Here is a 22,635-nt window from a genome sequence, read left to right as displayed (position 1 = left end):
AGCGGTCCAAGATAGTTGATGCTACGCCCTTGACCCAAACCTTGCTCCCGTCCGATCCTGTACAAGCTCTCCGCCGACCATCGTACCGACGATTCGCCCCTTGAGGCTTCTCCCTATGTAGGGGCTGTTCCCGGAGCGGCTGAGGAGCCCCTCGCCCCGCACCGTCCACTCCTCGGAGAGGTCCACGAGCGCGAGGTCGGCCGGCGCCCCCTCCGCTATCCTCCCTGCCCCGTCGCCGACCCATGCGCCGGGCGCCGAGGCCATCGCCCCGACGAGCCTCTCCAGCGAGAGATGCCCGCCCAGCACCAACTCCGTGTAGAGCGCCGAGAAGGCCGTCTCGTGCCCGAGAAAACCGGGCGCGGCCTCCTCCAGCGGGAGGTCCTTCTCCTCGGAGGCGTGCGGCGCGTGGTCCGTCGCGACGAAGTCAAGGATACCATCCCGCAGGGCCCCTCCGACGCCCAGCCTGTCGCCCTCCGGCCTCAGGGGCGGGTTCACCCGGTACATCCCTTCGAGGGTCCGGACGAGCTCGTCCGTGAGCGTCAGGTGGTGCGGCGTCGTGTCCGCCGTGACGTCCGCGCCGGGGACGTTCCCCTTGAAGAAGCCCACGAGGGCGGCCGAGAGCGCGGTCGAGACGTGGGTGACGTGGACCCTCGCGCCGGTCTCGGCGGCGAGGACGAGCGCGGTCGCCGTGGCGACGTCCTCGGCGCTGCCGGGGGAGCCGGGGAGCCCGGCCAGGGCCGCCGCGACCCCTTCGTGGACGACGCCCGTCGCGAGGGTGTGGTCCTCGCAGTGGAGGATCACGGGCATCCCCGCGTCCTTGGCGTAGAGCATCGCGTTGCGCAAGACGCCCGCGGACTGCGTGCCGAGCCCGTCGTCGGAGACGCAGAACGCGCCGGCCTCCCTCATCAGGCGCATCTCCGTCAGGCGCTCGCCCTTCAAGCCCTCGTGCAGGGCCGCCGAGACGTAGGCGCGAACCCGCGACTCCCCCTCGACGCGCCGGACCAGCCCGGAGACGACGACGGGACGGTCGATCACGGGGTCCGTGTTCGGCATCATCACCACGCCCGTGAAGCCGCCCGCCGCCGCCGCGGCAGAGCCGGTCTCTACCGTCTCCTCGTCCTCCCGGCCCGGGGTGCGCCAATGGGCGTGTACGTCCGTGAAACCGGGGAAGAGGTGGAGCCCGTCGGCGTCGAGGCTCCGGGTGCCCCTCAGCCCCTCGCCGACCTCGGCGACGCGCCCGCCGGAGACCCGGACGTCCATCACCCCGTCGAGGCCGGAGGCCGGGTCGAGGACGTGGGCGCCGCGGACGACGAGGTCGTCCGGCCCGTGTGTGGGGATGTTCGTAGGTGCCCCGTGCGTCACGCGGCTACCCTGCTCGGGACGGCGCCCATGGTGAGGGCGAGGACGGCCGAGCGGACGGCGACGCCGGATCCGACCTGATCCGGGATAAGCGAAGAGGCGTCCAGGACCACGTCGCCCGCGACCTCGACGCCCCGGTTGACAGGCCCCGGGTGCATCACGAGGGCCCCGGCCGCGAGGTGCCGCTTCGCCACGCCGTAGTACCGGGCGTACTCGGGGACGGAGGGGACGCGCGGGGAGCCGCCCGTCATGCGCTCCTTCTGCAGGCGGAGGGCGTAGAGGACGTCGGCGCCCCAGTCGATCGCGTCGTCGACCGAGGGGAGCACGGGGAGGCCCCAGGCGTCGGCTTCGAGCGGCAGCAGGGTCCGGGGGGCGACGATGGCGAGCTCCATCCCGGCGGCCCGGAAGGCCGGGATCACGCTGCGCGCCACCCGGCTGTGCAGCACGTCTCCGACGACGGCGACCCTGCGGCCGATCAGCTCGTCGAAGCCCCCGAAGCGGTCCGAGAGGGCGTGGAGGTCGAGGAGGGCCTGGGTCGGGTGCTGCCCGCGCCCGTCGCCGGCGTTGACGACCGCGGCCCCCGTGTGGAGGGCGGCGATTCTGGCCGCTCCGGCGGCGGGGTGGCGCAGGACTATGGCGTCGGCCCCGAGGCTGTCGAGGGTGACCACCGTGTCGATCAGGCCCTCGCCCTTCTCGAGCGACGAGCCCTTCTCGGAGAGTGAGATGACGTCGGCCCCGGCCCTGCGGGCGGCGAGCTCGAAGGAGACGGCGGTGCGCGTGGAGGCCTCGAAGAAGGCGAGGCAGACGGTCTTGCCGGCGAGCGGGCGGTCCAGGGGACCGGCGGCGTGCTCGCGCGCGAGGTCGAGCACCTCGCGGAGCTCGGCGCGGCTCGTCTCTTCCAGCGAGAGCAGGTTTCTAGCGCGCAACGGTGATCACCCCGTCTTCTCCGTCGGTCTCGACGAGCCTGACCCGCACGGTCTCGGCGCGGCTGGTCGGGACGTTCTTGCCGACGTAGTCCGCCCGGATGGGCAGCTCGCGGTGCCCCCGGTCTACGAGGATCGCGAGCCGTATCGCCGCCGGCCGGCCCATCTCCAGGAGGGCGTCCATCGCGGCCCGGCTGGTCCGGCCCGTGTAGAGCACGTCGTCGACGAGGACGACCGTCTTACCCGCGACGTCGAACGGCAGGCGGCTCCCCTCACCTCCGGCTCCTCGCCGTGGTCCCCGAGGTCGTCGCGGTGGAGCGTGATGTCCAGGGAGCCGACCGGCACCTCCAGGCCCTCAAAGCGCTTTATGTTCTCCGCGATCCTGCGCGCCAGCGGCACCCCCGCGTGAGCACGCCGACGAGGGCCAGATCTTCCAAGCAGGTTGCGTTGCGCTCCAGGATTTCGTGCGAGATGCGCCTCAGGGAGCGGTCGAGTCCGTCTTTGGAGAGGATCTCGGAACTTCGGCCCCCGGCCGGCGTCTCCGCCCGGCCGCGCCTGTCGTGCCGACGAGCGTCGGCGCTCGAACGTCTCAAGCTACTACCCCCTTCGCGCCTCACGGGGCGCCGTTAAAGGATCGGCAAATTTCCGGTGACACTACCAAAGCGGCCGTTGGGAATCAAGCGAGCCCGCCCTGCGCCTCGCCCGCAGGACCCTGGTCCGACGCCAATCTCAGAAGCCCAGCCGGCGCGCCGCCTCCCGGAGTTCGTCCGGTATCCCGGACTCGAACTCCATCGCCTCGCCCGTCACCGGGTGCTCGAAGCCGAGCCGTTCGGCGTGGAGCCAGAGCCGCGCGTCCGGAACGGGCGTACCGTACAGCGGGTCGGCGTAGACCGGGAAGCCGATGGCCGAGAGGTGGACCCGGATTTGGTGGGTCCGCCCCGTCTCGAGCCTCACCGCGAGCATGGTGTGGCCCCCCGCCTCCGAGACGACCTCGAAGTGCGTCACCGCCTGCCTGCCGACGCCCGCGGTCATCAGGGTCGGGTTCGTGGGGTGGCGCCCGACCGGGGAGTCGACCTTCCCCGTCGCGGGCAGGCCGACGCCCTCGACCACGGCCCTGTACTGGCGCTTGACCACCCGCGCGGAGAGCGCCGCCACGAGCCCCTCGTAGGCGGCCTCGTCCTTCGCAAGCACCATGAGCCCCGAGGTATCGCGGTCGAGGCGCTGCACCACCCCGGGCCGATCCGGATCCTCCCCGCCCGCTATGCCCCTGCTCAACAGCGCGTTGACGAGCGTCCCCGAGGAGTTCCCGGCCCCGGGATGCACGACGAGCCCGGCGGGCTTGTCCACGACGACGAGGTGGTCGTCCTCGTAGACGACCGGAACGGGAATATCCTCCGGGAGGAGGCCACCATCAGGGAGGCGGGCCTCTACGCTCTCCCCGGCTCGCGCCTTGCGGGAGGGCGAGGCTTCTTCCCCCCCGACGCGCACCGCGCCGTCCTCGATCATGCGCCGAGCCGCGCTCCGGCTGACGTCGAGCCGCCGGGCGACGAGACGGTCGAGGCGTTCCCCGGCCTCGGCGGGCCCGACCTCGAAGTCGTGCGTCTCGGCGTCGGGCGTCGCTATGTGGGAGATCCCAGGCGCACGGGGACGTCGTCGCATTCCCCGCCGCGCACGAGGACATACTCATCGCCCGAGGAGGACTCTCGGACGACGGCCACGTCGGCGTCGCGCACTCCCAGCGGCCCCGCCAGGAAGCGCTCTGCCGCGCCGTTCGCCTTACCGTCCACGGGGGGTGCTGCGACGGAGAGCCTCACGGCGTCCTCGCTGTGGAGCCCTTCAGGGAGGTCTCCCTGGCCCCGGGCGAGATTCGGAGGCTGACGAGGACGCCGTCTTTGGAGGGTCGGACGAACCCGCGGGTCTCTGCCCCCGCGCTAGCCACGCCTGCGGAGGAAGCGGCTGGCCCGGAAGATCCTGCTCTCCTCGGCCTTCTGCTGCCCGGAGCGCTCCTCGTCGAAGAACCGGTCGTACGCCGGACCGTCCCCGGTCGGCGCGGGCTCCTCCCGGTCTACCTCCTCGGCGGCCAGCGGCCTCGCGTCCACCTCGCGCACCCCGTCCTCGTCGAGGCTGGAGAGGGGCCCGGTCTCCTGCGCGCTCGCCGCAGCGCTCGCGGGGGCATCCGTCTGAGCGCCCGACCTCGCCGTCGAAGGCTCGACCTCCGGCTCCTCGACCTCGGGCTCCGGGTAGTCCGCGGCCATCGACTCGGATTCGCCGCCGCTCGGGGATTGAGGAACCTCTATGCGCTGGGTCGCGTCCTCGGCCCCAACGTCGTCCCCGCTCTCACCCACGTCCTCGCCCACTTCGCCGGAGACGCCGGGCTGGCGGGTCGTCTCGTCGAACGCCCCCTCGGATTGGCGGGTCTCGGCGGCCTGACGGGCGGCGGCGATGGACTCGGTGTCGAGCCGCTCGCGGAGGGAGGCTTCGATCTCCTTCGCCGAGGCCACGTCGGCGTTCTCCATCACGGCGAGGTAGCTCTTGAGGAGATGGCGGAAGTCGTTCTGGAAGTCCTGCTTCGCCTTCTGCAGGACGCCGTAGGACTCCTGGACCCGCTCGACCCGGGAGGAAGAGTCGGCGAGGATGCGGTGCGCCTGCTCCTTCGCCTCGCGCACGACGAGGTCGGCCTCCTTGTTAGCGTTGCGCCGCAGGTCGCGGGCGACCTGCTGGGCGTGGACGAGCGCCTCCCGGATCGCGCCCTCCAGCTCCTCGAACTGCTCCAGGCGGCCCTTGAGCGAGGCGAGCTCGTCCTTCATCCGCTGGTTCTCGGAGAAGGACCGCTCGAACTCGTCGGCGACCTCGTCGAGAAAGTCGTCTACCTGGTTCGCGTCGTAGCCCCGCAGGCTGTTCTTGAACTCCTTGCGGCGGACGTCTACCGGTTTTATAGCCATGAGATCACCCCGTTATCGGTCTTATAAACTCGTCGATTACTAGCAACAGCAAGCTGGACGCTATGTTCAACCCTATGATCGCGATAAGCGGCGAGAGGTCAAGGCCGAAGCCCCCGATCCGCAGGGGCGGTATGACGCTGCGGATCGGCCCCAGGATCGGGTTGACGATCGCCCGCACCGCGTCGTACACGGCCTGGAAGAACCCGCTGGACGGGTACCTGGGGATGAAGCTTATGACGATGGACGCGAGGATCGCCCCGAAGAGGATGTAGAAGGCGTAGTTGACGATGTTGGAGAGCACGTCGCCGACGCTGAAGCCGAAAAGCTGCGCGAGCGTGAGGCCGATCCCCATCAGTCCGCCAGCCTCCGGGCGCGCTCGGTCGCGGCCTCGATGCCGTCGTAGACCGCCGCCACGAACCCGGCCTTCTCCATCGCGACGAACGCCGCCGCCGTCGTCCCGCCCGGCGTCATGACCTCGTCCCGGATCTGATGCGCGGACCGCTCCTTGAGCAGCACCGAAGTTCCCCCTATGGTCTGGTTTACGAGCCTGCGGGCCACGTCCCGCGGTATCCCTTCCCGGACCCCCGCCTGAATAAGCGCGTCCGCGAAGAGCGCGACGTACGCCGGCCCCGAGCCGTGCAGCGCCGTCGCCGCGTCGAAGAGCCGCTCCGGCAGCTCCATCACGTCCCCGACGTGCCCGAAGATCTCCATGACGGTCGGGACGTGCGCCTGCCCGGCCTCGTTGGCCGCGACGACGGCGGAGCCCAGCCCGACGGAGGCGGCGACGTTCGGCATCACGCGCAGCACCGGCGTACCCGCCGGGAGCCGCCCCTCGATCGCCTTGATCGTGACCCCGGCCGCCACGCTCGCGACCGCCACACCCTCGATCGCCGGTGCAACCTCGTCCAGGACCGTCAGCACGTCCCAGGGCTTGACCGCGACTATAAGTAGATCGCTGTCCTCGGCGGCCTTTCTGTTGGAGTGCGTCGTCCTTACGCCGTAACCCTCGGCGAAACGTTTCAACTGCTCCTCGTGGACGTCGCTCACCATGAGGTCGAAGTCACGGGAGGCCGAGAGCCGCGCGACGAGGGAGCCCCCGATCTTGCCCGCCCCGACGATGCCCACCTTCTTGGTCGAAGCCACCCGAGACTAGAGCTGGTTGAAGAACGCGCGCTCGGCGAGCCGCTTGCGCTCCTCGGCCGAGACCTCGACGTTCCGCGGCGTGAGCAGGAAGACGCGGTTGGCGACGGTCTGTATCTGGCCGTCGAGCGCGTACGTCAGCCCCGAGCAGAAGTCCACCATCCGCCGCGAGAGCTCGCCGTCGGCGTGCTGGAGGTTCAGGATCACGGGCTGCTGGCGCTTGAAGCGGTCGGCCAGGGCCTGCGCGTCGTTGAAGTTGGTCGGGTCGATCACGCTGACCCTCGTCGAGGGCGCCACCCTGTTGTCCGGGACGGCCCTGAGGTGTCCCGAGTTGTTCTGCGGCGCCGCGCTGTAGCCGCCGCCGGAGGCGCCGCGCTCGCGCCCCTGCGAGTTCTCGCTGCCGAAGAGATCGCCCAGGGAGGTGCCGAACGCCGAGGAGCGCTCCGCGCGTCCCAGGCGGCGCACCGCCGGGCTCGGCTCGCTCGGCTGTTGAGGCTCGCTGCCGTAACGGCCCTTGGAGGCGTAACGGCGACCCTCCTCTTCTTCCTCCTCGTAGTAATCATCCTCGTCCACGCCGAAACCGAACCACGCGGCGACGCGCTCGAGTTGATCCCTAACTCCCATCCGACCTCCTCACGGGCCTCACCGAACCCGGGCTTCCTCGATGAGGGCCCGCCCGATCCTCACAATAGTGGCCCCTTCTTTGACGGCGACAGCATAGTCGTTGCTCATACCCATGGAAAGTTCCGAAAGGTCGAAGTCGGGGGCCCAACCAGCCCCCAGCCTATCACGTATCGCCCTCAGTTTTGCGAAAACATAGCGTACATCCTCGGGGTCCGCAACCAGCGGCGCGAGCGTGGAGAAGCCCCGCACGCGCACCGCTCCGCCGGTCCCGGCCGCCGCTTCGAGCAAGGGCTCGACCTCCCCTTCGGGCACCCCGTACTTGGCCTCCTCGCCGCTGACGTTGACCTGCACGAGCACCTCGATCCCCCCCTCCGGCGCCCTCTTCGCTAGCTCTTGGACCAGCCTCACCGAATCGACGGAGTGAATGAGCTTCACCCTGCCCACGGCCTCCTTCGCCTTGCGGCGCTGGAGGTGGCCGATAAAGTGCCACTCGAAGGCGTCGGGGAACATCTCCTGCTTGCGGACGAGGTCGTCGGTCTTGTTCTCCCCGAGAAGCCCGATCCCGGCGTCCGCGAGCGCGCCGATCTGCTCGGGCTCGTAGTACTTGCTGGCGACGAGAAACCGCACGTCCTCCGGCCGCCGGCCGCCCTCGACGGCGGCCTCCGCGATCCTCCCGCGCACCTCCTCCACGCGCTCCCGTATGGGCTCCGTCGCCTGCAAGCTAACGCGCGCCTCCCCCGTGGCCCCCGGGTTCCAGCGCCACCGCCGCGAGGTTGCGCCCCGTCTTCGGTCCCTCCTTGCGGTGCGAGTAGAAGAGGTCGGTGCGGCAACCGGTACACAGCCCGAGGTCGTGCACCTCCGCGACGCCGGCCTCGCGAAGGTCGGTCTCGATCGAGGCCGCCAGCGAGAGCATCCGCCCGTCTACCACCCCCCGGCCGAACCTGTCCGCGAAGCGACCGGCGACCTCCTCCGAGACCTCGTAGCAGCACCGGCGGATGCCGGGCCCTATATACGCCCGGACGACCGAGGGGTCGCCCATCTCCTTCGCTGCCTTGCCCGAGATCCCCTTGAGCGTCCCCCGCCATCCCGAGTGGACCATCCCCACGACCCCGTCCCCGACGAGGGCCACGGGCACGCAGTCCGCGATCGCGACGGCGAGCGAGAAGCCCGCGGACCCGGTCACGAGCGCGTCGCCCTCGCCCCCGAACCGGCCCTCCTCCACGCGCACCACCCCGTCGCCGGCTACCTGCCGCACCCAGGCGGAGGACCGGCCCGACATCGAGGCCCTTATGCGCGAGAGGTTCTCTTCGACGGCGGAGCGCTCGTCGCCGACCAGGGTCGAGACGTTCAACGAGTCGTAGGGCGGCTCGGAGACGCCGCCCTTGCGGGTAAAAAACCAGATTCTGGCGCCCGCTGGCGAGGGCTCTGGGGTAACGTAAGGCGCGCCGCCCGGGGCATCGGCGGCGCGCTCAATCCAGGGTGCGGTCTGCAAAGGCTAACCCGGCCAGGCCGCCTAGCGGCGGCGGAGGAAGGCCGGGATGTCGAGAACGTCGCCGCTGTCCCTGTCGGCGGGCGGCGCCTCCTCACGGTCGCGGGGGCTCTCTATCACCTGCTCCTCGCGACGCCGGGTGACGAGGCGCTGGTCGAAGCCGGTGGCGATCACCGTCACGCTCACGCGCTCGCCGTAGGTCTCGTCGACCACCGCCCCGAAGATCAGGTTCGCGTCCTGGTGCGCGGCGTTGTGCACGATCTCGGCGGCCTCGTTGACCTCGAAGAGCCCGAGGTCCGTGCCGCCGGTGATGTTCAGGATGATCCCGGTAGCGCCCTCGATGCTGGCTTCTAGAAGCGGGCTGCTGATCGCGGTCTTCGCCGCCTCGGCCCCCCTCGCCTCGCTGCTCGACTCGCCGATGCCCATCAGCGCGGAGCCCGAGTTCTGCATGATCGTGCGGACGTCCGCGAAGTCGAGGTTGATGAGGCCGGGCACCGTGATGAGGTCCGTGATCCCCTGAACGCCCTTCCTCAGCACGTCGTCGGCCATCTTGAAGGCGTCCATCATGCTGGTCCGCTTCTCGGCGACCTGCAGGAGCCTGTCGTTCGGGATGATGATCAGGGAGTCGACGTTCTCCTTGAGGCGCTTGATGCCCTCCTCGGCGTACGTCGAGCGCCGCCGGCCCTCGAAGGTGAACGGCCGCGTCACGACGCCGACCGTCAGCGCCCCCTGCTCGCGGGCCAGCTTCGCCACCACGGGGGCGGCCCCCGTGCCGGTGCCGCCGCCCTTGCCGGCGGTCACGAAGACCATGTCGGCCCCGCGCAGGGCCTCCTCGATCTCCTGCTTGCTCTCCTCGGCGGCCTCCATGCCGATCTTGGGGTCGGCGCCCGCGCCGAGGCCCCGCGTCAGCTTCTCGCCGATGTGGATCTTCATGTCCGCGTCGCACATCTGCAACGCCTGAGCGTCAGTGTTCACGGCGATGAACTCGACCCCGGTCAGACCGGAGTTGATCATGCGGTTCACGGCGTTGGTTCCCCCCCCGCCGATCCCTACGACTTTAATCACCGCCAGATAGTTAGTCCCCGACTCCAACATTACCTTCCCAGCCCTCCGTCGCCTGCGCTTTAACCCTGGTCTCCCGGTCCCTAACCGGGCAGAGCCCGGAACCACCCCTTGACCGCGGCCACTATGCTACCAAAATCGAAAGCCCCCGCACCTTTACTCTTCGGTCGAAGGTCATCGTTTTTCGCGGCGAAGTATAGCAGACCTACAGCCGTCGAATACTGAGGCTTCAATACAGGCTTAACGTCGCCCTTGATGCGACGGGGTACGGCGAACCCGGCGCGCGTCCCCAGGATCTCCTCGGCGAGCTGCCCGAAGCCCTCGAGCTGTGAGCCCCCGCCGGTGAGCACGACGCCGCCGGGCAGCGCGTTCAGGAGGCGAGCATCGTCCAGGGAATCGCGGGCGAACTCGAGCACCTCGCGGGCCCGGTACTCCAGGATCTGGCTTATAAACTTGGCGCTGTAGTGGCGGTCGTCGAGGAGGACGGGGGCGACGTCGTCGACGTTCCTCGAGAGCACGTTCCCGTAGCGAACCTTGAGCCTCTCGGCGTCCTCGAACGGCAGCTTCAGCCCGTAGGCGACGTCGGACGAGAAGCTCTCCCCCCTATCGGGACGACGGCGGTGTGGGTGAGGGCGCCGCGCACGAACGCCGCGATGTCGGTCGTGCCGCCGCCGACGTCGAGGAGGGCTACGCCCATCTGCCTGTCGTCCGGGGTGAGGCACGCCTCGCTGGAGGCGAGCGGTTCGAGGACCACGCGCGCGACCCTCACCCCGCAGTCCTCGACCGCGCCGAGCAGGTTCTGGATGCTGGAGATCGCGCCGGTCACGACGTGGCCCCGCATCGTCACCCGCCGCGCCGCGAGGCCGACCGGCTGCCTGACCCCCTCGGTGCCGTCGAGGACGAAGGAGCGCGGGACGACGTGCAAGACCTCCTCTTCCTCGCCGGCGCTCGTCCCCCGCGCCTCGGCGTGGAGCCTGCGCACGAACCTCTCCGTGACGAGGCGGTTCCGGCTCCGGTTGAGGAGCGTGACCTCCGTGTTCAGGGAGCGTATGTGGCTGCCGGCGATCCCCACGCTCACCGGCCCGCCGCGCAAGGACCCGCCGCCGCACGCCTCTACCGCCTCGGCGATGGACTCGGTCGCGGACTCCCGGTCGACGACGACCCCGCGCCGGAGGCCGTAGCTCGGGGCCTCGCCCATCGCGAGGATCTCGACCGGGCGGCGGCCGTCGACCCGACCGGCGATCGCCACGATCTTGGTCGTGCCGACGTCCAACCCGTAGACGAGCTTCGACATGCCCCTGCTACCCGTTCGCCCCGTCGGGGGTGACGTCGGGCTCCGCCGCGCCGACCACGACCCTCTCCGGGAGCGGAGGTCGAAGTACGGGGCCTCGGGGTGCTCCTTCATGATCCCCTCGAGGGCGCGGACCTGTCCGTCCCGACGTCCCCCCGAAGACGACGCGGCGCCCCTCCACGGTGGCCTCTATGCCCCCGCTCCCACCCCGTCGACCGAGTCGAGGCGCACCCCGTTCTCCTCCAACGCCTCGCCGATGCCCAAGATCTCCTCCAGCCGCCCCTCGTCGAGCCCGACCCGCTTGAGGCGCGCCCCCCGAGCCCGGGAGCCTCGTCCCGTCCACGGCCCACACCCCGCTCTCCCGGCCCAGATCTCCGCTGAGAACGGCGTCGCGCTCCTCAACCTCGACCACAACTATACCGGAACCCTGATTTTTCAGCACCTCGGCACCCTTCACCCAAGGGTTAGACTCCACCCTTCGCTCCAGTCTCTCCTCGTCGAGGGTGAGGAGGCTGGCGCGGTCGGGGACCGCGGCCCAGGCCTCCCTCTCGGGGAACATCCGGGCCCCCTCGACCTCGACCCCGGTGACGGGGAAGAGGAGGTAGGCCCCGAAGAAGGCGGCGAGCGCGGTAACGGCCGCGACGACGGTCGAGACCGTCAGGGCTGTGAGCAGCCTACGCAGGGGTGGTCTCCTTCACGCGCGTTCCTCGTCCCTAGCCGAGGGCGGCCAGAAACTCGTCGCCGGCCCGCGAGATGTCGCCGGCGCCCATCGTCAGGACGGTGTCGTCGGGGTGGGAGATGGACCGCAGCACGGTCGCGATGTCGTGGCCGTCGGGGACGTAGTAGACGTCCGGGCGCTCGGGCGTGCGGCTCTCGCAGACGGCGTCCACGATCAGCTTCCCGCTCACCCCGGGCTGGGGCATCTCGCCGGCGCCGTAGACCTCGGTGACGAGGACGGCGTCCGCGGCGGTGAGGGCCTCCCCGAACTCCCGGTAGAGGGTGCGCGTGCGCGAGTAGCGGTGCGGCTGGAAGACGGCGACCACCCGGCCCTCGGGGGAGGAGGTCGCCCGGGCGACCTCGAGGGTAGCGGAGAGCTCCGTCGGGTGGTGGGCGTAGTCGTCCACGACGCGGATGCCGTCCTTGATCCCCTTGAGCTGGAAACGCCGGCGGACGCCGCCGAAGTCCCCGAGGCTTCGCGCGGCGGCGTGGGCGTCGTGGCCGAGCCAGCGCGCTATGCCGGCCGCCGCGAGCGAGTTGAGCATGTTGTGGCGCCCGTGCACCCCGAGCTCGACGAGGCCCCGCTCCTCGCCGTCCTCGTACAGGACGTAGGAGTTGGAGGAGACCGGCTCGGCTCGTAGATCCCCCGCCCCTATGCCGTAGGTCGTCACGGGACAGGGGGCGAGGGCCGCGAGCTCCATGCAGTTCGCGTCGTCGGCGCAGGTGACGAGGTGACCTTCGGCCGGCAGCTTCCGGACGAACTTCTCGAAGGTCTCCATAACGTCCTCCAGGGAGGAGTAAAAGTCCGGGTGGTCGAACTCGACGTTGGTGACGACGGCGGCGAGGGGGTCGAGGTGGAGGAGTGAGCGGTCCGACTCGTCGGCCTCGGCGACGAAGAGGTCGGAGGAGCTCAGGACCACGTTGCTGCCGATGTCGTTCAGCTCGCCCCCGATAAGCGCCGTCGGGTTTTCGCCCCCGGCCCTGAGGGCGTGGGTCGTCATGCTCGTGGTCGTGGTCTTGCCGTGGGTGCCCGCGACGGCGACGCTCCGGCCGCCGGAGAGGATGCGGGCCAGGGCGCCCGCGCGGGGACCACCGGGATCGAGCGCCGCCGCGCCTCGAGGAGCTCGGGGTTCGTGGAGGGGATGGCCGTCGAGATGACCACCTCCTCCGCGTCGCCGACCTGCCCGGCGGCGTGCCCGATGTAGACCTGCACCCCGGCCTCGGCGAGCCTCCTCGTGTAGGGCGACTCCTTGAGGTCGGAGCCGGTGACGCGGTGGCCCGCGCCGTGCAGGACCTCCGCGATGCCGCTCATCCCGGCGCCGCCTATCCCGATCATGTGTATCTTCATCGCGTTCCTCCGTTCGTCGCGGTCGCGGCGGAGAGGAGCCTGTCGGCTACCTCGTCCGCGGCGCGCGGGGTGGAGAGGGCGCGCATGTTCCGCGCGAGCCCCTCTCGTCGATTCTCGTCGTCTAGTAGCCCTTCGACCCGATCGCGAAGGGTCCCGGCCTCCACCTCGCCGTCGAGCATGAGCTCGGCCGCGCCCCCTTCGGTGAAGTAGCGGGCGTTGTGGAGCTGGTGGTCGCCCGTCGCGTAGGGGTAGGGGACCAGGATCGAGGCCCGCCCCACCGCGGCGGTGTCGAAGAGCGAGCCTGCTCCGGCCCGCATCACCACGACGCTCGACGCCGCGACCGCGTGCCAGAGCTCGTCGTCGTAGGCGATGATCTTGTGGCGCGGGTTCTCCGTGGAGAGGCGGGCGAAGTCGCGGCGGCCGGAGATCTGGACGACCGAGTACGGCGTCTCCCCCCCTCCGAAGGCCTCGGCCGCGGCCAGGTTGAGCTTCAGCGCGCCGCCGCTCCCGCCGAAGAGCAGGACGACCGGCGGCTCGACCCCGAGCCGGGCGAGCCCCTCCTCCCGCGAAGCCCCGAAAAACTCCGCGCGGGTCGGCATCCCGACGGGGACGGCGCGCCTCAGGGCCTTCTCCGCCTTCGGGAAGGTCACGAGCACCTCTTCGGTGAAGCGCGAGGCGAGCCTGTTCACCCTGCCGGGGACGGAGTTCTGCTCGTGTAGAAAGGTCGGGATGCCGAGGGCTCGGGCCGCGAGGACCGCCGGGGCGCTCGCGTAGCCGCCGACGCCGAGGACGGCGCCGGGACGGAAGCGCTCGAGGATGTCGCGACAGCGGGAGACCGCCCGCGCGAAGAGGAGGCCGGCCCGGGCGCGGGCGACGGGGCCCCCGGCGAAGCCGGCGAGGGGGAGGGCGTGCAGCTCGAAGCCCTTCTCGGGCACGAGGTCGGCCTCGATGCCCGACTCGGAGCCGATAAAGGCGACGTCGGCCGCCCTCTCGCGCAGGCTATCCGCCACGCACAGCGCGGGGATCGCGTGTCCCCCCGTCCCTCCGCCGGCGATCAGGATGCGCGCTCCCGCGCCGCTCCCCGCTCGGGGCGCGTCTCGCCACTCTCGCAACCTCACTGTCCTCCGATATGCGGTACAGGATCCCCACCGCCGCAAAGCAGACGAGGACGCTGGAACCGCCGTAGCTTACGAACGGGAGCGTCATCCCGGCCAGGGGGACGACGCTCATGGTGGCGCCGATGTTGAAGACGACCTGCACGGCGAACATCGTCGCGAGGCCCGCCGCCAGGCACCGGCCCAGCACCGTCGGGGCGTTCAGGGCGATAAGGTACGCCGAGACCACGAAGAAGCCGAAGGCCCCGATCACCGCGAACATCCCGAGCAGCCCGAGCTCCTCGCCGACGAGGGCGAAGATCATGTCGGTGTGCATCTCGGGGACGGGGACGCCCCCGGCCCCGGGCCCGGCCCCGAGGTAGCTCCCCTCCCGGATCGCGTTCATGGACTGGCAGATCTGGTACCCCGACCCGTCGCAGACGCTCAAGGGGTCCAGAAAGGTCAGGAACCTCTCCCTCCTGTACGGCGCCGCGAGCATCGCCCCGACGAGCAGCACCAGCGCCCCGCTCCCGGCGAGCAGGAGGTCCCGCGTCTTCGACTCGGAGGCCCAGAGCACGCCCGCCGCCCCCGCCGAGATCACGACCGACGTCCCGAAGTCCGGCTCGACGAGGACGAGCGCGAACAGGACCCCGACCGCCCCGATCGCCCTCCACGGCAGCCCCGAGCCCGGTCGGGCCCGCGAGACCACCGACGCGAGCAGCACCACGGCCGCAAGCTTCGCGAACTCCGCCGGCTGGACCTGGAGGGGGCCCACGTCGATCCACCTCCTGGCCCCGCTGATCTCGCGCCCCACGAAGAGCACGAGGACGAGGCTCAGGAACACGCCCGCGTAGAGCGGCGCCGCTATCCTGCGCCACGCCGTGTAGCGGATCCCCCTCGTCACGAAGAAGGCGATGATCCCGATCCCCAGGTGCGCGAACCGCGTCGCGAGGGAGTAGGCCCCGTACTCGGCGCCCCCCTCGGCCGAGGTCGCGGAGTAGACCATTACGTTCCCGAGAAACGCGAGGGCGAGCGCCACGACGAACAGGTTCGTCCGGAGCGACGTCACCGCCGCGCCCCGTCCCGAACGGCCGAGAGCCGCGCAAAGACCTCCCCCCTCTCCGCGTAGCCGGAGAACTGGTCGAAGCTCGCGCACCCGGGCGAGAGCAGCACCACGTCGCCCGGATGGGCCATCTCGCGCGCCCCCTCGACCGCCGAGCGCAGGTCCGGCAGCAAGCGAACCTCCGCGTCCACCCCGGCCTCCCCGAGGAACCGGGCGAGCCGCGGACCCGCCTCCCCCTGGCAGAGGACCGCGCGGCACCGCCCGAGGTGGGGCAGCACCTCGGAGAAATCCGTTCCCTTCTCCGAGCCGCCGAGGAGAAGCACGGCCGGGCCCTCGATCCCCGCGAGCGCCGCCGCAGTTGCCGCCGGGTTCGTCGCCTTGGAGTCGTCGACCCAGACGACGCCCCCGCTCTCCCCGACGACCTCCATCCTGTGCGGCTTGAGCCCGTAGCCGGTGAGCCCTGTACGGATGCCCTCCGTCGACGCCCCGAGTCTCTCCGCCGCCAGGGCCGCGAAGAGGGCGTTCTCCCGGTTGTGCCCCCCCGCGAACGGCAGCTCCGACGCCTCGACGAGGGGCCGCCCCCGAGCAGGAGGGTCTCCCCATCCACCCGCGTCTCCCCCTCCCCTACGACGACGGTCTCGGCGGCGAGGTTCTTGGCCGCGCGCCGGCCCACCTCGTCCCCCGCGCTCACGAGCGCGAGGTCCTCCGAGCCCTGTCCGTCGAAGATCCGCAGCTTATCCGCGACGTACTCCTCGAAGGAGGCGTGCCAGTTCAGGTGGTCGGGGCGGACGTTCAGGAGCGCCGCCACGTCGAAGCCGGGGTTCTCGAGGTAGTGGAGCCCGAAGGACGAGACCTCCAGGACGAGCGTGCCGGCCTCGCGGACCTCCTCCAGGCAGCCGGTGAGGGCGCGCCAGGAGTTGCCCGCAACGGCGTGCGGGACCCCGGAGGCCGTCAGGCAATGCCCGATCATGTCCACTACCGTCGTCTTGCCGTTCGTCCCGGTGACGGCCGCGACCTTGAGGTCCGGGGCCTCCCTCCCGAGCAGCTCCAGCCCCAGGGCGACCTCGGAGGAGATCGGGACGCCGTGCCCCTCCGCCGCCGCGAGCAGGGCGTCGCCGGGGCGGATGCCGGGGCTCGCGACGACCCGGTCGAAGCCCTCCCCGAGGATCTCCGGACCCGCCCCGAGGCGCGTCTCTACGTCGAGGGACCCGGCCGAGCGGCGCAGCGCCTCGGAGTCGTTGGAGTCGGCGGCTACGACGTCCGTACCGCGCTCGGCGAGGGCGCGCGCGGCGGCGAGGCCGGACTCCCCGAGGCCGTAGACGAGCGTCGTCATACGGAGTCGTTGTAGAGGGTGAAGTAGTAGAGGACGAAACCGGCGGAGGCGAAGACGGCCTGGATGATCCAGAAGCGCACCACGACCTTGTTCTCCTGCCACCCCAGAAACTCGAAGTGGTGGTGGATCGGGGCCATCTTGAAGACGCGCCTGCCGGTGAGCTTGAAGAAGACGACCTGGATCATCACGGAGAGCGTCTCTATGACGAAGATCCCGCCTATAACCGGCAGCAGCATCTCGGTCTTCGTCAGGACGGCCGCCACGGCGAGCACGCCGCCGATGGCGAGCGACCCCGTGTCCCCCATGAAAACCTCTGCAGGGTGCGAGTTGAACCACAGGAACCCGATGATGGCCCCGACCATCGCCCCGCAGACCACGGCGAGGTCGTACTGGCGCTCCAGAAACGCGATCGCCGTGTACGCGAGCAGCGCTATCGCCCCTGCCCCCGCCGCGAGCCCGTCGAGCCCGTCGGTGAGGTTGACGGCGTTCGTCGCCCCGACTATCACGAGCAGCACGAGCACGCTGAACAGCGCCACCCCTATCACCCCTGGCCCGAGCACGAGGTTCCGGTCGAGCCCGGGCAGGATCACGTTCTGCGTCACGCCCACGTAGCGCAGCGCCATGATGTCCGCCACGACGACCGCGAGCATCAGGAGCAGCGCCTTGTAGCGCGCGCTCAACCCCTCGTTGCGCCGGTTGGAGATTTTCTGCCAGTCGTCGTACAGCCCTATCGCCGCGACCGCCGAGACGAGCAGCAGCACGGTAAGCGTCGCGAAGTTAGGCCGTGCTACGACCACGAGCGCCGCGGCGAGACCGAGCAGAATCACGACCCCGCCCATCGTCGGCGTCCCCTGCTTGATGAGGTGCGTCTGCGGCCCCTCCTCGCGCACGAACTGCCCGAACTTCTTGTTCCTGAGGAACTCTATAAACTTCGACCCGGACGCGAGGGTCACCAGAAAGGCGATCCCCGCCGCCAGGACAACGCTAAACAAGAGCTAATCTCTCCTTCAACTTGCGGGTCAGACGGTCGAGCCCGACCCCTCGCGAACCTTTTACGACGACGTAGTCGCCCTCTTTGAGTACCCTCTCGAGCCCCGCGGCCGCGGCCTCGGCGCTCTCGTAGAAGAGGGACTCCTTCGGGAAGGCCTCCGCGTACCAGCGGGCCTCGTCCCCGACGCAGACAAGCAGGTCCACCCCGACCTCGGCCGCGAGCCTTCCCGCCTCCCGGTGGTACTCGCGGGCTGCGCCGCCGAGCTCGAACATCCCGCCGAGCACGGCGACGAGCCGGCGGTCCTGCCGCCGAGCCCCCTCGGCCCCGTACCGTAGCACGGCCGCGACCGCTGCCGGCGACGCGTTGTAGGAGTCGTCGTAGACGATGATGTCCTCCCGGAGCTTGTACACCTCGCCCCGGAGGCCCGTTCGCCTGAGGCGCGTGAGGCCGCGGGCGCACTCCTCGGGCTCCAGCCCGAGCGCCAGTCCGCCCCCGATCGCCGCCAGGAGCGGCTCCACGAGGTGCGTCCCGAAGACCGGGGCCTTGACCTCGATCTCACGTCCCTGGTCCCTCATGTGCAGGGTAAAGGAAAGACCGCCGTCTTGCTCGGCGACCCCTGAGGCGTAAAGGTCCGCCTCAGGCTTACGCCCGAAAGTGATGCGCCGCCCTATCTCCCGTCCCGGCCCCGTCGCGGCCGCGGGCGCGTCGATCGGACAAACCAGGACGCTCTCGGGCCCCTCGCCGAGGGACATCGCCAGCTCGCCCTTCGTGGCGGCGAGGGCTTCGAGGCTGCCGAAAGAATCCAGGTGGACCGGGGAGACGGCGGTCAGGATGCCCACCTCGGGCGGGGCGATCCTGGAGAGGTGGGCGATGTCCCCCGGGTGCGTCGCGCCCATCTCCAGCACGAGCACCTCCGCCTTCTCGTCGGCGGCGAGCACCGTGAGGGGCAGCCCGATCTCGTTGTTGTAGTTCCCCTCCGTCGCCGCGATGCGCCTGCCCGTGGAGCGCAGGATCGCCGCGAGGGCGTCCTTCACCGTCGTCTTGCCCACGCTCCCGGTTATCCCGACGACCGTGGGCGCACCCTCGCGCGCCAGGCTCCACCGCGCGAGCTCCCCGAGAGCGGCCTGTACGTCGTTCACCACGACCGTGGGTACGGAGAGCGGCCGGTCGCAGACCACCGCCGTCGCCCCCCTCAGCATCGCCTCGGGCGCGAAGTCCGCCCCGTCCACCTGCCCCCTCATCGCGAAGAACAGGTGGCCCTCGCGCACCGCCCGGGAGTCGACCGCCGCCCCGCAGACCGGCGCCTCGGCCCTCCCGTTTGCGACGTCGTGGAGCGTCCCGGCCATCGCCTCCGCCGCTCTCTCGAGGGAGACGGGCCTCACCGGCTACCTCCCGCCGCGTACTGGTTCGTCGCCGGTCCGGCCGCGTCCTTGCGGTCCGGGGGGACGTTCATGTAGCTGAGGGTGAAGCTCATAACCTTCTGGAAGGCGGGGGCGGCGACCACCTCGCCCCAGTAGGTCGTCTGGGGGTCGTCCACGAGGACGAGGGTCAGGTACTCGGGATCCTGGGCCGGGGCGAAGCCCACGAAGGAGGTGAAGAAGCCCCCGCCGTAGAGCCCGGTCTCGGGGTCGACCTTCTCCGCGGTGCCGGTCTTCCCGGCGACGCTGTAACCGGGTATCCGGGCGAGCTCGCCCGTCCCCTCCTCGCCGTCGACCACGCCCTGGAGCATCCCGCGTACTATAGACGAGGTGTTCTCGCTTATCACCCGGCGCCCGGCGTCCTCTGGCTCCGACCCCTCCGCCACGTACGGCGTCACGGCGAGGCCCCCGTTTGCGATGGCGGCGTAGCCCGCGGCGAGTTGCATGGGGGTCACGGTCAGGCCCTGCCCGATGGGGATGTTGCCGATGGAGGAGCCGCTCCACTCCTCGTAGGGCGGCACGATCCCCACGTCCTCGCCCCAAAGGTCCACGCCGGTGGCCTTCCCGAAGCCGAAGCGGTCGATGTACTCGGCGAGCTTCTCGCCGCCGAGGGCCTGGGCGACCTGGACCGTGCCCACGTTGCTCGAACGCGCGAGGATATCGCCGGTGTCGAGGGTGAGGGTCTCGTGCGGCTCGGAGTCGTTGATGATCCTGTCGGCGACCGCCATGTGGTCGGGGATGACGAAAGCGCTGCTCTCCGTCACCGCTCCTTCCTCTATCGCCGCGGCCATCGTGAAGGCCTTGAAGGTCGAGCCGGGCTCGTACGGGTCGGTGAGGGCACGGTTGCGTTGTGCCTCCCCCGACGCCTCCCCAAACTCGTTGTTGTCGTAGCCGGGGACGTTCGCCATGCCCACGACCGCGCCGTCGTCCACGCGCATCACGATACCTACGGCGCTCTTCGCCTCGTGCTCCTTTACGGTCTCGATGAGCGTCCCCTCGAGCTCCTTCTGCACCGCCGTATCGAGCGTGAGCTCCACGTCGTCGCCGCTCTTCAGCGCCTCCTCGTGGCTGGCCTCCACCCCGCCGTAGGCCATGTCCGCCCCGAGGTGGCCGAGGGTCTGGCTCGCGAGGGCGCCGTTCGGGTAGACCCGCTCGGCGTCCGGCGCGACCGAGACGCCCGGCAGCGCGAGGTCCAGGATCTCGCGCGACTTCTCCGGCTCCACCCCGGAGGCGACGACGCTGTACCCGCTCAGGGCGCCCCCTTCGTCCCTCCTCGTGAGCTTCTCCTCGACCCCGGCGACCTCTTCGTCGAGCACCCCGGCCAGCGCCTCGGCCGCCGCGCGCGGGTCCTCGACCTGGTACGGCGTCGCGACGATCTTGGAGGCCTCGAGGCTCGTCGCGAGCTGCCGGCCGTCCGCGCTGAGGATGGCGCCGCGCTCGGCCCGATCCTCGAAGGCGGCGACGCGGCGGTGCTCCGTGGTGAACAGACCGGCGTCCCCCTCCCCCGCTACGCTCAGCTGCACCGCTCGCCCCCCGAGGGAGAGGCAGACCACGGCGACGACGCCGACCGCGAGCCGGACCCTGCCGCGCCCGACCGCCCTTGCCCGATCGCCGGCGGCAGGCTTCGTCCCGCTCGATCGGCCGCGCCGCCCCCTGCCGGCGAGCTCCACGACTTCGCCGCCGCTCGTACGCCCGCCGGTCTCCCGAGGGTCGCCCCCTCGCCCCCGGCGGTACCGGGCGTCAACCTCCGCTCCCCTTCTCTTCCTCCCCTTCACTCGCCCTTTCCTCCCCCTCGCTCCCGCTGTAGGTCTTCAGGTCACCGCCGGCCGGATCTCTCATCCCGAGATCCCCCTCGGCTAAGCTTCGAACCCTCCCCGGCTCGGAGAGCTCCGTGACCTTGACCTCGAGGCGCTCGGCCTCGGCCTCGGCCCGCGCCTTCTCCTCCTGGAGGGCCGCCGCCTCCCCCTGGAGCCCGGCCGCCGCCGTGTGGACGTAGACGCTCCCCAGCATCAGCACCACCGGAACGACCACGAGCACCAGGAAGGCCCGCCGCCTGCGCGCCGCCTGCCCCCCGGAGCGCGCGGCCTGCCGGGGGGCCCCGCCCGGCAGGCCTCTTGGGGGCGCCTCGACCGGCGATATCCCGTAGTCCCGTCTGCGCTGCGGGGCGGCCACTACCGGTCCCCGACCGGCTCGTTCGTGCGGGTGGCGAGGCGCAGGCGGGCGGAGCCGCTGCGGGGGTTCTCGGCGACCTCCTGCGGCGAGGGCTTGCGCACGGGACCCCGGCGCAGGGTTGGCTCCGCCCCGCACGCGCACACCGGAAGCTCCGGCGGGCAGACGCACCGCCCCTCCCGGTCCTTTATAAAGCGTTTCACCATGCGGTCCTCGCCAGAGTGGAACGTGATCGCCACGAGCCGCCCGCCCGGCCGCAAGAGCTTCTCCGCGGCGTCGAGCGCGCGCTCCAGACCGCCGAGCTCGTCGTTCACGAACACGCGCACCGCCTGGAAGACCCTCTTCGCCGGGTTGCCGCCCCGCTCCTTCCAGCCGACCGCCGAGCGCACGGCCGCCGCAAGCTCCACCGTCGTCGCGAGCGGGCGACGCTTCGAGATCTCCCGGGCGATCCGGCGGGCCTCCCCGCGCGGCACGTCCCCGTAACGAACGAGGACGTCCGAGACCTCCGCGGGCTCGGCGGCGTTGAGAAACTCCGCCGCGGATCGGCCGGAGGTCGGGTCCATGCGCATATCGAGAGGGCCCTCCTGCACGTAGCTGAAGCCCCGCTCCGCCTCGTCGATCTGGAAGCTCGAGAGCCCGAGATCGAAGAGGACGCCGTCCGCCTCGACGCCCTCCTCGACGAGCCCCTCCAGGACCTCGTCGTAGGCGCCCGCCCTGAAAGAGAAGCGCGGGTCCTCACGCAGTTCGGCCGCCCTGTCGGCGGCCTCGGGATCTCGATCGATGGCTATTAGTCGGCCCCCGGCCCGAGCTTCTCCAACACCCCTCGGGAGTGCCCCCCGCCGCCGAAGGTGGCGTCCACGATCGTCTCGTCCCCCCGGGGGCGAGCGCCTCGATCGCCTCTTCTAGCATCACGGGATAATGTCCGGCGGCCATCAAACCCCGAAGTCCCTTCCCGCGAACTCCTCGACGATCTCCGCGAAAGACTCGTCTGCGGTCGACAGGTACCGGTTCCACTCCTCGGTGTCCCATATCTCCAACCGGTCATCCACTCCGGCGAGGGTAACCGATTGCGAGAGGCCGGCGTACTGGGCCAGCTTCGTGGGCAGCAGGACCCGCCCCTGGCGATCCAGGGTAGCCTCGAACGCCATCGAGAAGAACATTCTCGACAGCTGGCGCCCCTTGGCCGACAGGTCCGCGTTGGCCTTTATGTTCGCCTTGAAAGCCGCCCACTCGTCCGGCGGGAACGCGAACAAACAACGATCAACCCCCTTGGTGATTACGATGCCGCCCTCGAAGTAAGAGCGGAGTCGGGAGGGGAGAGTCAACCGCCCTTTCTCATCTAGGGTGTGCTCGTACTCTCCCAGAAGGGCCAGGGTCTCGTCCTCCCACTACGTCCCACTTTGACCCACAACGCTGGGAATTCTGGCATACCCCTGCAAAACCTGCAATCCGATGAGGCTCTTTCCGGGGCTCTGGCCGTGAAACCCCGCTTTTTCGCCTCTTTTACCCTCCCCCCCAGGGTAATGGACCCCCTATGTTGGTTGCAAGCCCGAGACGGGTCGCCCCGTCGGTTCGCACGGGTCAAGCGGAGGCCGCTGGCGCGTGGAGGTCGCACATATGGGTGGAGAAATGGAGTTGGTACTACATCTTGGGTAAGCGGAAAATTGTGCTT

Annotated in this window: 25 protein-coding genes and 3 pseudogenes; all 28 read right to left on the bottom strand. The window is 70.5% G+C overall.

Going from position 1 to position 22,635, the window contains the following annotated elements; all coding sequences use genetic code 11:
• Nucleotides 1-21 precede the first annotated feature (21 nt).
• A complete protein-coding gene (locus GBA65_RS10480) occupies nt 22-1,362 on the bottom strand; it encodes a dihydroorotase (RefSeq protein ID WP_166396511.1) in 1,341 nt (446 codons plus the stop codon).
• Nucleotides 1,359-2,285: an aspartate carbamoyltransferase catalytic subunit gene (locus GBA65_RS10475; RefSeq protein ID WP_166396510.1), complete on the bottom strand. Its 927-nt coding sequence runs from the start codon at nt 2,283-2,285 to the stop codon at nt 1,359-1,361. Before GBA65_RS10475 ends, GBA65_RS10480 begins: the two co-directional genes overlap by 4 nt.
• Nucleotides 2,275-2,794, bottom strand: a pseudogene (pyrR, locus tag GBA65_RS26370) (bifunctional pyr operon transcriptional regulator/uracil phosphoribosyltransferase PyrR). The gene GBA65_RS10475 and the pseudogene pyrR overlap by 11 nt, the downstream one beginning before the upstream one ends.
• Nucleotides 2,795-3,011: 217 nt before the next feature.
• Nucleotides 3,012-3,941: an RluA family pseudouridine synthase gene (locus GBA65_RS10465; RefSeq protein ID WP_166396509.1), complete on the bottom strand. Its 930-nt coding sequence runs from the start codon at nt 3,939-3,941 to the stop codon at nt 3,012-3,014.
• Nucleotides 3,902-4,069: a hypothetical protein gene (locus GBA65_RS26365; protein ID WP_407691088.1), complete on the bottom strand. Its 168-nt coding sequence runs from the start codon at nt 4,067-4,069 to the stop codon at nt 3,902-3,904. The genes GBA65_RS10465 and GBA65_RS26365 overlap by 40 nt, the downstream gene beginning before the upstream one ends.
• Before the next feature lie 144 nt (nt 4,070-4,213).
• On the bottom strand, nt 4,214-5,224 hold the full coding sequence (locus tag GBA65_RS10455; RefSeq protein WP_166396507.1) for a DivIVA domain-containing protein: 1,011 nt from the start codon (nt 5,222-5,224) through the stop codon (nt 4,214-4,216).
• 4 nt (nt 5,225-5,228) lie between these two features.
• The gene (locus GBA65_RS10450) at nt 5,229-5,576 is read right to left on the bottom strand and encodes a YggT family protein (protein WP_166396506.1); all 348 of its coding nucleotides are present in this window, start codon (nt 5,574-5,576) and stop codon (nt 5,229-5,231) included.
• Nucleotides 5,576-6,367: a pyrroline-5-carboxylate reductase gene (gene proC / locus GBA65_RS10445; protein ID WP_166396505.1), complete on the bottom strand. Its 792-nt coding sequence runs from the start codon at nt 6,365-6,367 to the stop codon at nt 5,576-5,578. The genes GBA65_RS10450 and proC overlap by 1 nt, the downstream gene beginning before the upstream one ends.
• Nucleotides 6,368-6,373: 6 nt before the next feature.
• A complete protein-coding gene (locus GBA65_RS10440; protein WP_166396504.1) occupies nt 6,374-6,988 on the bottom strand; it encodes a cell division protein SepF in 615 nt (204 codons plus the stop codon).
• A gap of 18 nt (nt 6,989-7,006) precedes the next feature.
• Nucleotides 7,007-7,678, bottom strand: a complete 672-nt coding sequence (locus tag GBA65_RS10435) for a YggS family pyridoxal phosphate-dependent enzyme (RefSeq protein WP_166396503.1) — start codon at nt 7,676-7,678, stop codon at nt 7,007-7,009.
• A 31-nt stretch (nt 7,679-7,709) separates the two neighbouring features.
• Nucleotides 7,710-8,480: a polyphenol oxidase family protein gene (locus GBA65_RS10430; protein ID WP_207956298.1), complete on the bottom strand. Its 771-nt coding sequence runs from the start codon at nt 8,478-8,480 to the stop codon at nt 7,710-7,712.
• A 21-nt stretch (nt 8,481-8,501) separates the two neighbouring features.
• Nucleotides 8,502-9,572, bottom strand: a complete 1,071-nt coding sequence (gene ftsZ, locus GBA65_RS10425; protein WP_166396502.1) for a cell division protein FtsZ — start codon at nt 9,570-9,572, stop codon at nt 8,502-8,504.
• Nucleotides 9,573-9,622: 50 nt separating this feature from the next.
• The gene (locus GBA65_RS10420; RefSeq protein WP_266096583.1) at nt 9,623-10,102 is read right to left on the bottom strand and encodes a cell division FtsA domain-containing protein; all 480 of its coding nucleotides are present in this window, start codon (nt 10,100-10,102) and stop codon (nt 9,623-9,625) included.
• 2 nt (nt 10,103-10,104) lie between these two features.
• The gene (ftsA, locus tag GBA65_RS10415) at nt 10,105-10,833 is read right to left on the bottom strand and encodes a cell division protein FtsA (RefSeq protein WP_166396501.1); all 729 of its coding nucleotides are present in this window, start codon (nt 10,831-10,833) and stop codon (nt 10,105-10,107) included.
• A gap of 186 nt (nt 10,834-11,019) precedes the next feature.
• On the bottom strand, nt 11,020-11,232 hold the full coding sequence (locus GBA65_RS24255; RefSeq protein WP_228281839.1) for a hypothetical protein: 213 nt from the start codon (nt 11,230-11,232) through the stop codon (nt 11,020-11,022).
• 49 nt (nt 11,233-11,281) lie between these two features.
• A pseudogene (locus GBA65_RS26360) lies at nt 11,282-11,389 on the bottom strand (hypothetical protein); the annotation flags it as partial.
• A 154-nt stretch (nt 11,390-11,543) separates the two neighbouring features.
• On the bottom strand, nt 11,544-12,611 hold the full coding sequence (murC, locus tag GBA65_RS10405) for a UDP-N-acetylmuramate--L-alanine ligase (protein WP_266096582.1): 1,068 nt from the start codon (nt 12,609-12,611) through the stop codon (nt 11,544-11,546).
• The gene (locus GBA65_RS10400) at nt 12,545-12,895 is read right to left on the bottom strand and encodes a Mur ligase domain-containing protein (protein ID WP_166396499.1); all 351 of its coding nucleotides are present in this window, start codon (nt 12,893-12,895) and stop codon (nt 12,545-12,547) included. The genes murC and GBA65_RS10400 overlap by 67 nt, the downstream gene beginning before the upstream one ends.
• Nucleotides 12,892-13,905 carry a UDP-N-acetylglucosamine--N-acetylmuramyl-(pentapeptide) pyrophosphoryl-undecaprenol N-acetylglucosamine transferase gene (locus GBA65_RS10395; RefSeq protein ID WP_266096566.1) on the bottom strand — a complete coding sequence of 338 codons (1,014 nt, stop codon included), beginning with the start codon at nt 13,903-13,905 and terminating at the stop codon, nt 12,892-12,894. The genes GBA65_RS10400 and GBA65_RS10395 overlap by 4 nt, the downstream gene beginning before the upstream one ends.
• Nucleotides 13,895-15,058: an FtsW/RodA/SpoVE family cell cycle protein gene (locus GBA65_RS10390; protein ID WP_166396497.1), complete on the bottom strand. Its 1,164-nt coding sequence runs from the start codon at nt 15,056-15,058 to the stop codon at nt 13,895-13,897. The genes GBA65_RS10395 and GBA65_RS10390 overlap by 11 nt, the downstream gene beginning before the upstream one ends.
• Nucleotides 15,055-15,480, bottom strand: coding sequence for a glutamate ligase domain-containing protein (locus tag GBA65_RS10385; RefSeq protein ID WP_166396496.1), 426 nt, complete (start codon nt 15,478-15,480; stop codon nt 15,055-15,057). The genes GBA65_RS10390 and GBA65_RS10385 overlap by 4 nt, the downstream gene beginning before the upstream one ends.
• Nucleotides 15,481-15,734: 254 nt before the next feature.
• Nucleotides 15,735-16,385: pseudogene (locus GBA65_RS26355) on the bottom strand (Mur ligase family protein); the annotation flags it as partial.
• Complete coding sequence (mraY, locus tag GBA65_RS10375; protein ID WP_166396495.1) at nt 16,382-17,377, bottom strand: phospho-N-acetylmuramoyl-pentapeptide-transferase; 996 nt, start codon at nt 17,375-17,377, stop codon at nt 16,382-16,384. The pseudogene GBA65_RS26355 and the gene mraY, both read right to left, overlap by 4 nt.
• Nucleotides 17,370-18,758, bottom strand: coding sequence for a UDP-N-acetylmuramoyl-tripeptide--D-alanyl-D-alanine ligase (locus GBA65_RS10370; protein WP_166396494.1), 1,389 nt, complete (start codon nt 18,756-18,758; stop codon nt 17,370-17,372). Before GBA65_RS10370 ends, mraY begins: the two co-directional genes overlap by 8 nt.
• Nucleotides 18,755-20,464, bottom strand: a complete 1,710-nt coding sequence (locus GBA65_RS10365; RefSeq protein WP_166396493.1) for a peptidoglycan D,D-transpeptidase FtsI family protein — start codon at nt 20,462-20,464, stop codon at nt 18,755-18,757. The genes GBA65_RS10370 and GBA65_RS10365 overlap by 4 nt, the downstream gene beginning before the upstream one ends.
• A 70-nt stretch (nt 20,465-20,534) precedes the next feature.
• Entirely contained in the window at nt 20,535-20,966 is a 432-nt protein-coding gene (locus GBA65_RS10360; protein WP_166396492.1) for a cell division protein FtsL, read from the bottom strand.
• Nucleotides 20,966-21,706 (bottom strand): 16S rRNA (cytosine(1402)-N(4))-methyltransferase RsmH, encoded by a 741-nt coding sequence (gene rsmH / locus GBA65_RS10355; protein WP_407691087.1) that lies wholly within the window; start codon nt 21,704-21,706, stop codon nt 20,966-20,968. The genes GBA65_RS10360 and rsmH overlap by 1 nt, the downstream gene beginning before the upstream one ends.
• Before the next feature lie 189 nt (nt 21,707-21,895).
• Nucleotides 21,896-22,288 (bottom strand): division/cell wall cluster transcriptional repressor MraZ, encoded by a 393-nt coding sequence (mraZ, locus tag GBA65_RS10350; RefSeq protein ID WP_407691056.1) that lies wholly within the window; start codon nt 22,286-22,288, stop codon nt 21,896-21,898.
• Nucleotides 22,289-22,635: the final 347 nt, after the last annotated feature.

Origin of the sequence: Rubrobacter marinus (assembly GCF_011492965.1) — a bacterium.
Lineage (GTDB): Bacteria > Actinomycetota > Rubrobacteria > Rubrobacterales > Rubrobacteraceae > Rubrobacter_F > Rubrobacter_F marinus.
Note: the sequence above shows the minus strand (reverse complement) of the source record. Positions and strands in the feature narration are given on the sequence as shown.

Bases quoted from the DNA above. Each gene is read 5' to 3' on its own strand.
- GBA65_RS10465 (WP_166396509.1), bottom strand. From the start codon at position 3,941: ATGCGACGACGTCCCCGTGCGCCTGGGATCTCCCACATAGCGACGCCC.
- GBA65_RS10385 (WP_166396496.1), bottom strand. From the start codon at position 15,480: ATGGAGGTCGTCGGGGAGAGCGGGGGCGTCGTCTGGGTCGACGACTCC.
- GBA65_RS10450 (WP_166396506.1), bottom strand. From the start codon at position 5,576: ATGGGGATCGGCCTCACGCTCGCGCAGCTTTTCGGCTTCAGCGTCGGC.
- ftsZ (WP_166396502.1), bottom strand. From the start codon at position 9,572: ATGTTGGAGTCGGGGACTAACTATCTGGCGGTGATTAAAGTCGTAGGG.
- GBA65_RS10400 (WP_166396499.1), bottom strand. From the start codon at position 12,895: ATGAAGATACACATGATCGGGATAGGCGGCGCCGGGATGAGCGGCATC.
- ftsA (WP_166396501.1), bottom strand. From the start codon at position 10,833: ATGTCGAAGCTCGTCTACGGGTTGGACGTCGGCACGACCAAGATCGTG.
- GBA65_RS10455 (WP_166396507.1), bottom strand. From the start codon at position 5,224: ATGGCTATAAAACCGGTAGACGTCCGCCGCAAGGAGTTCAAGAACAGC.
- GBA65_RS10440 (WP_166396504.1), bottom strand. From the start codon at position 6,988: ATGGGAGTTAGGGATCAACTCGAGCGCGTCGCCGCGTGGTTCGGTTTC.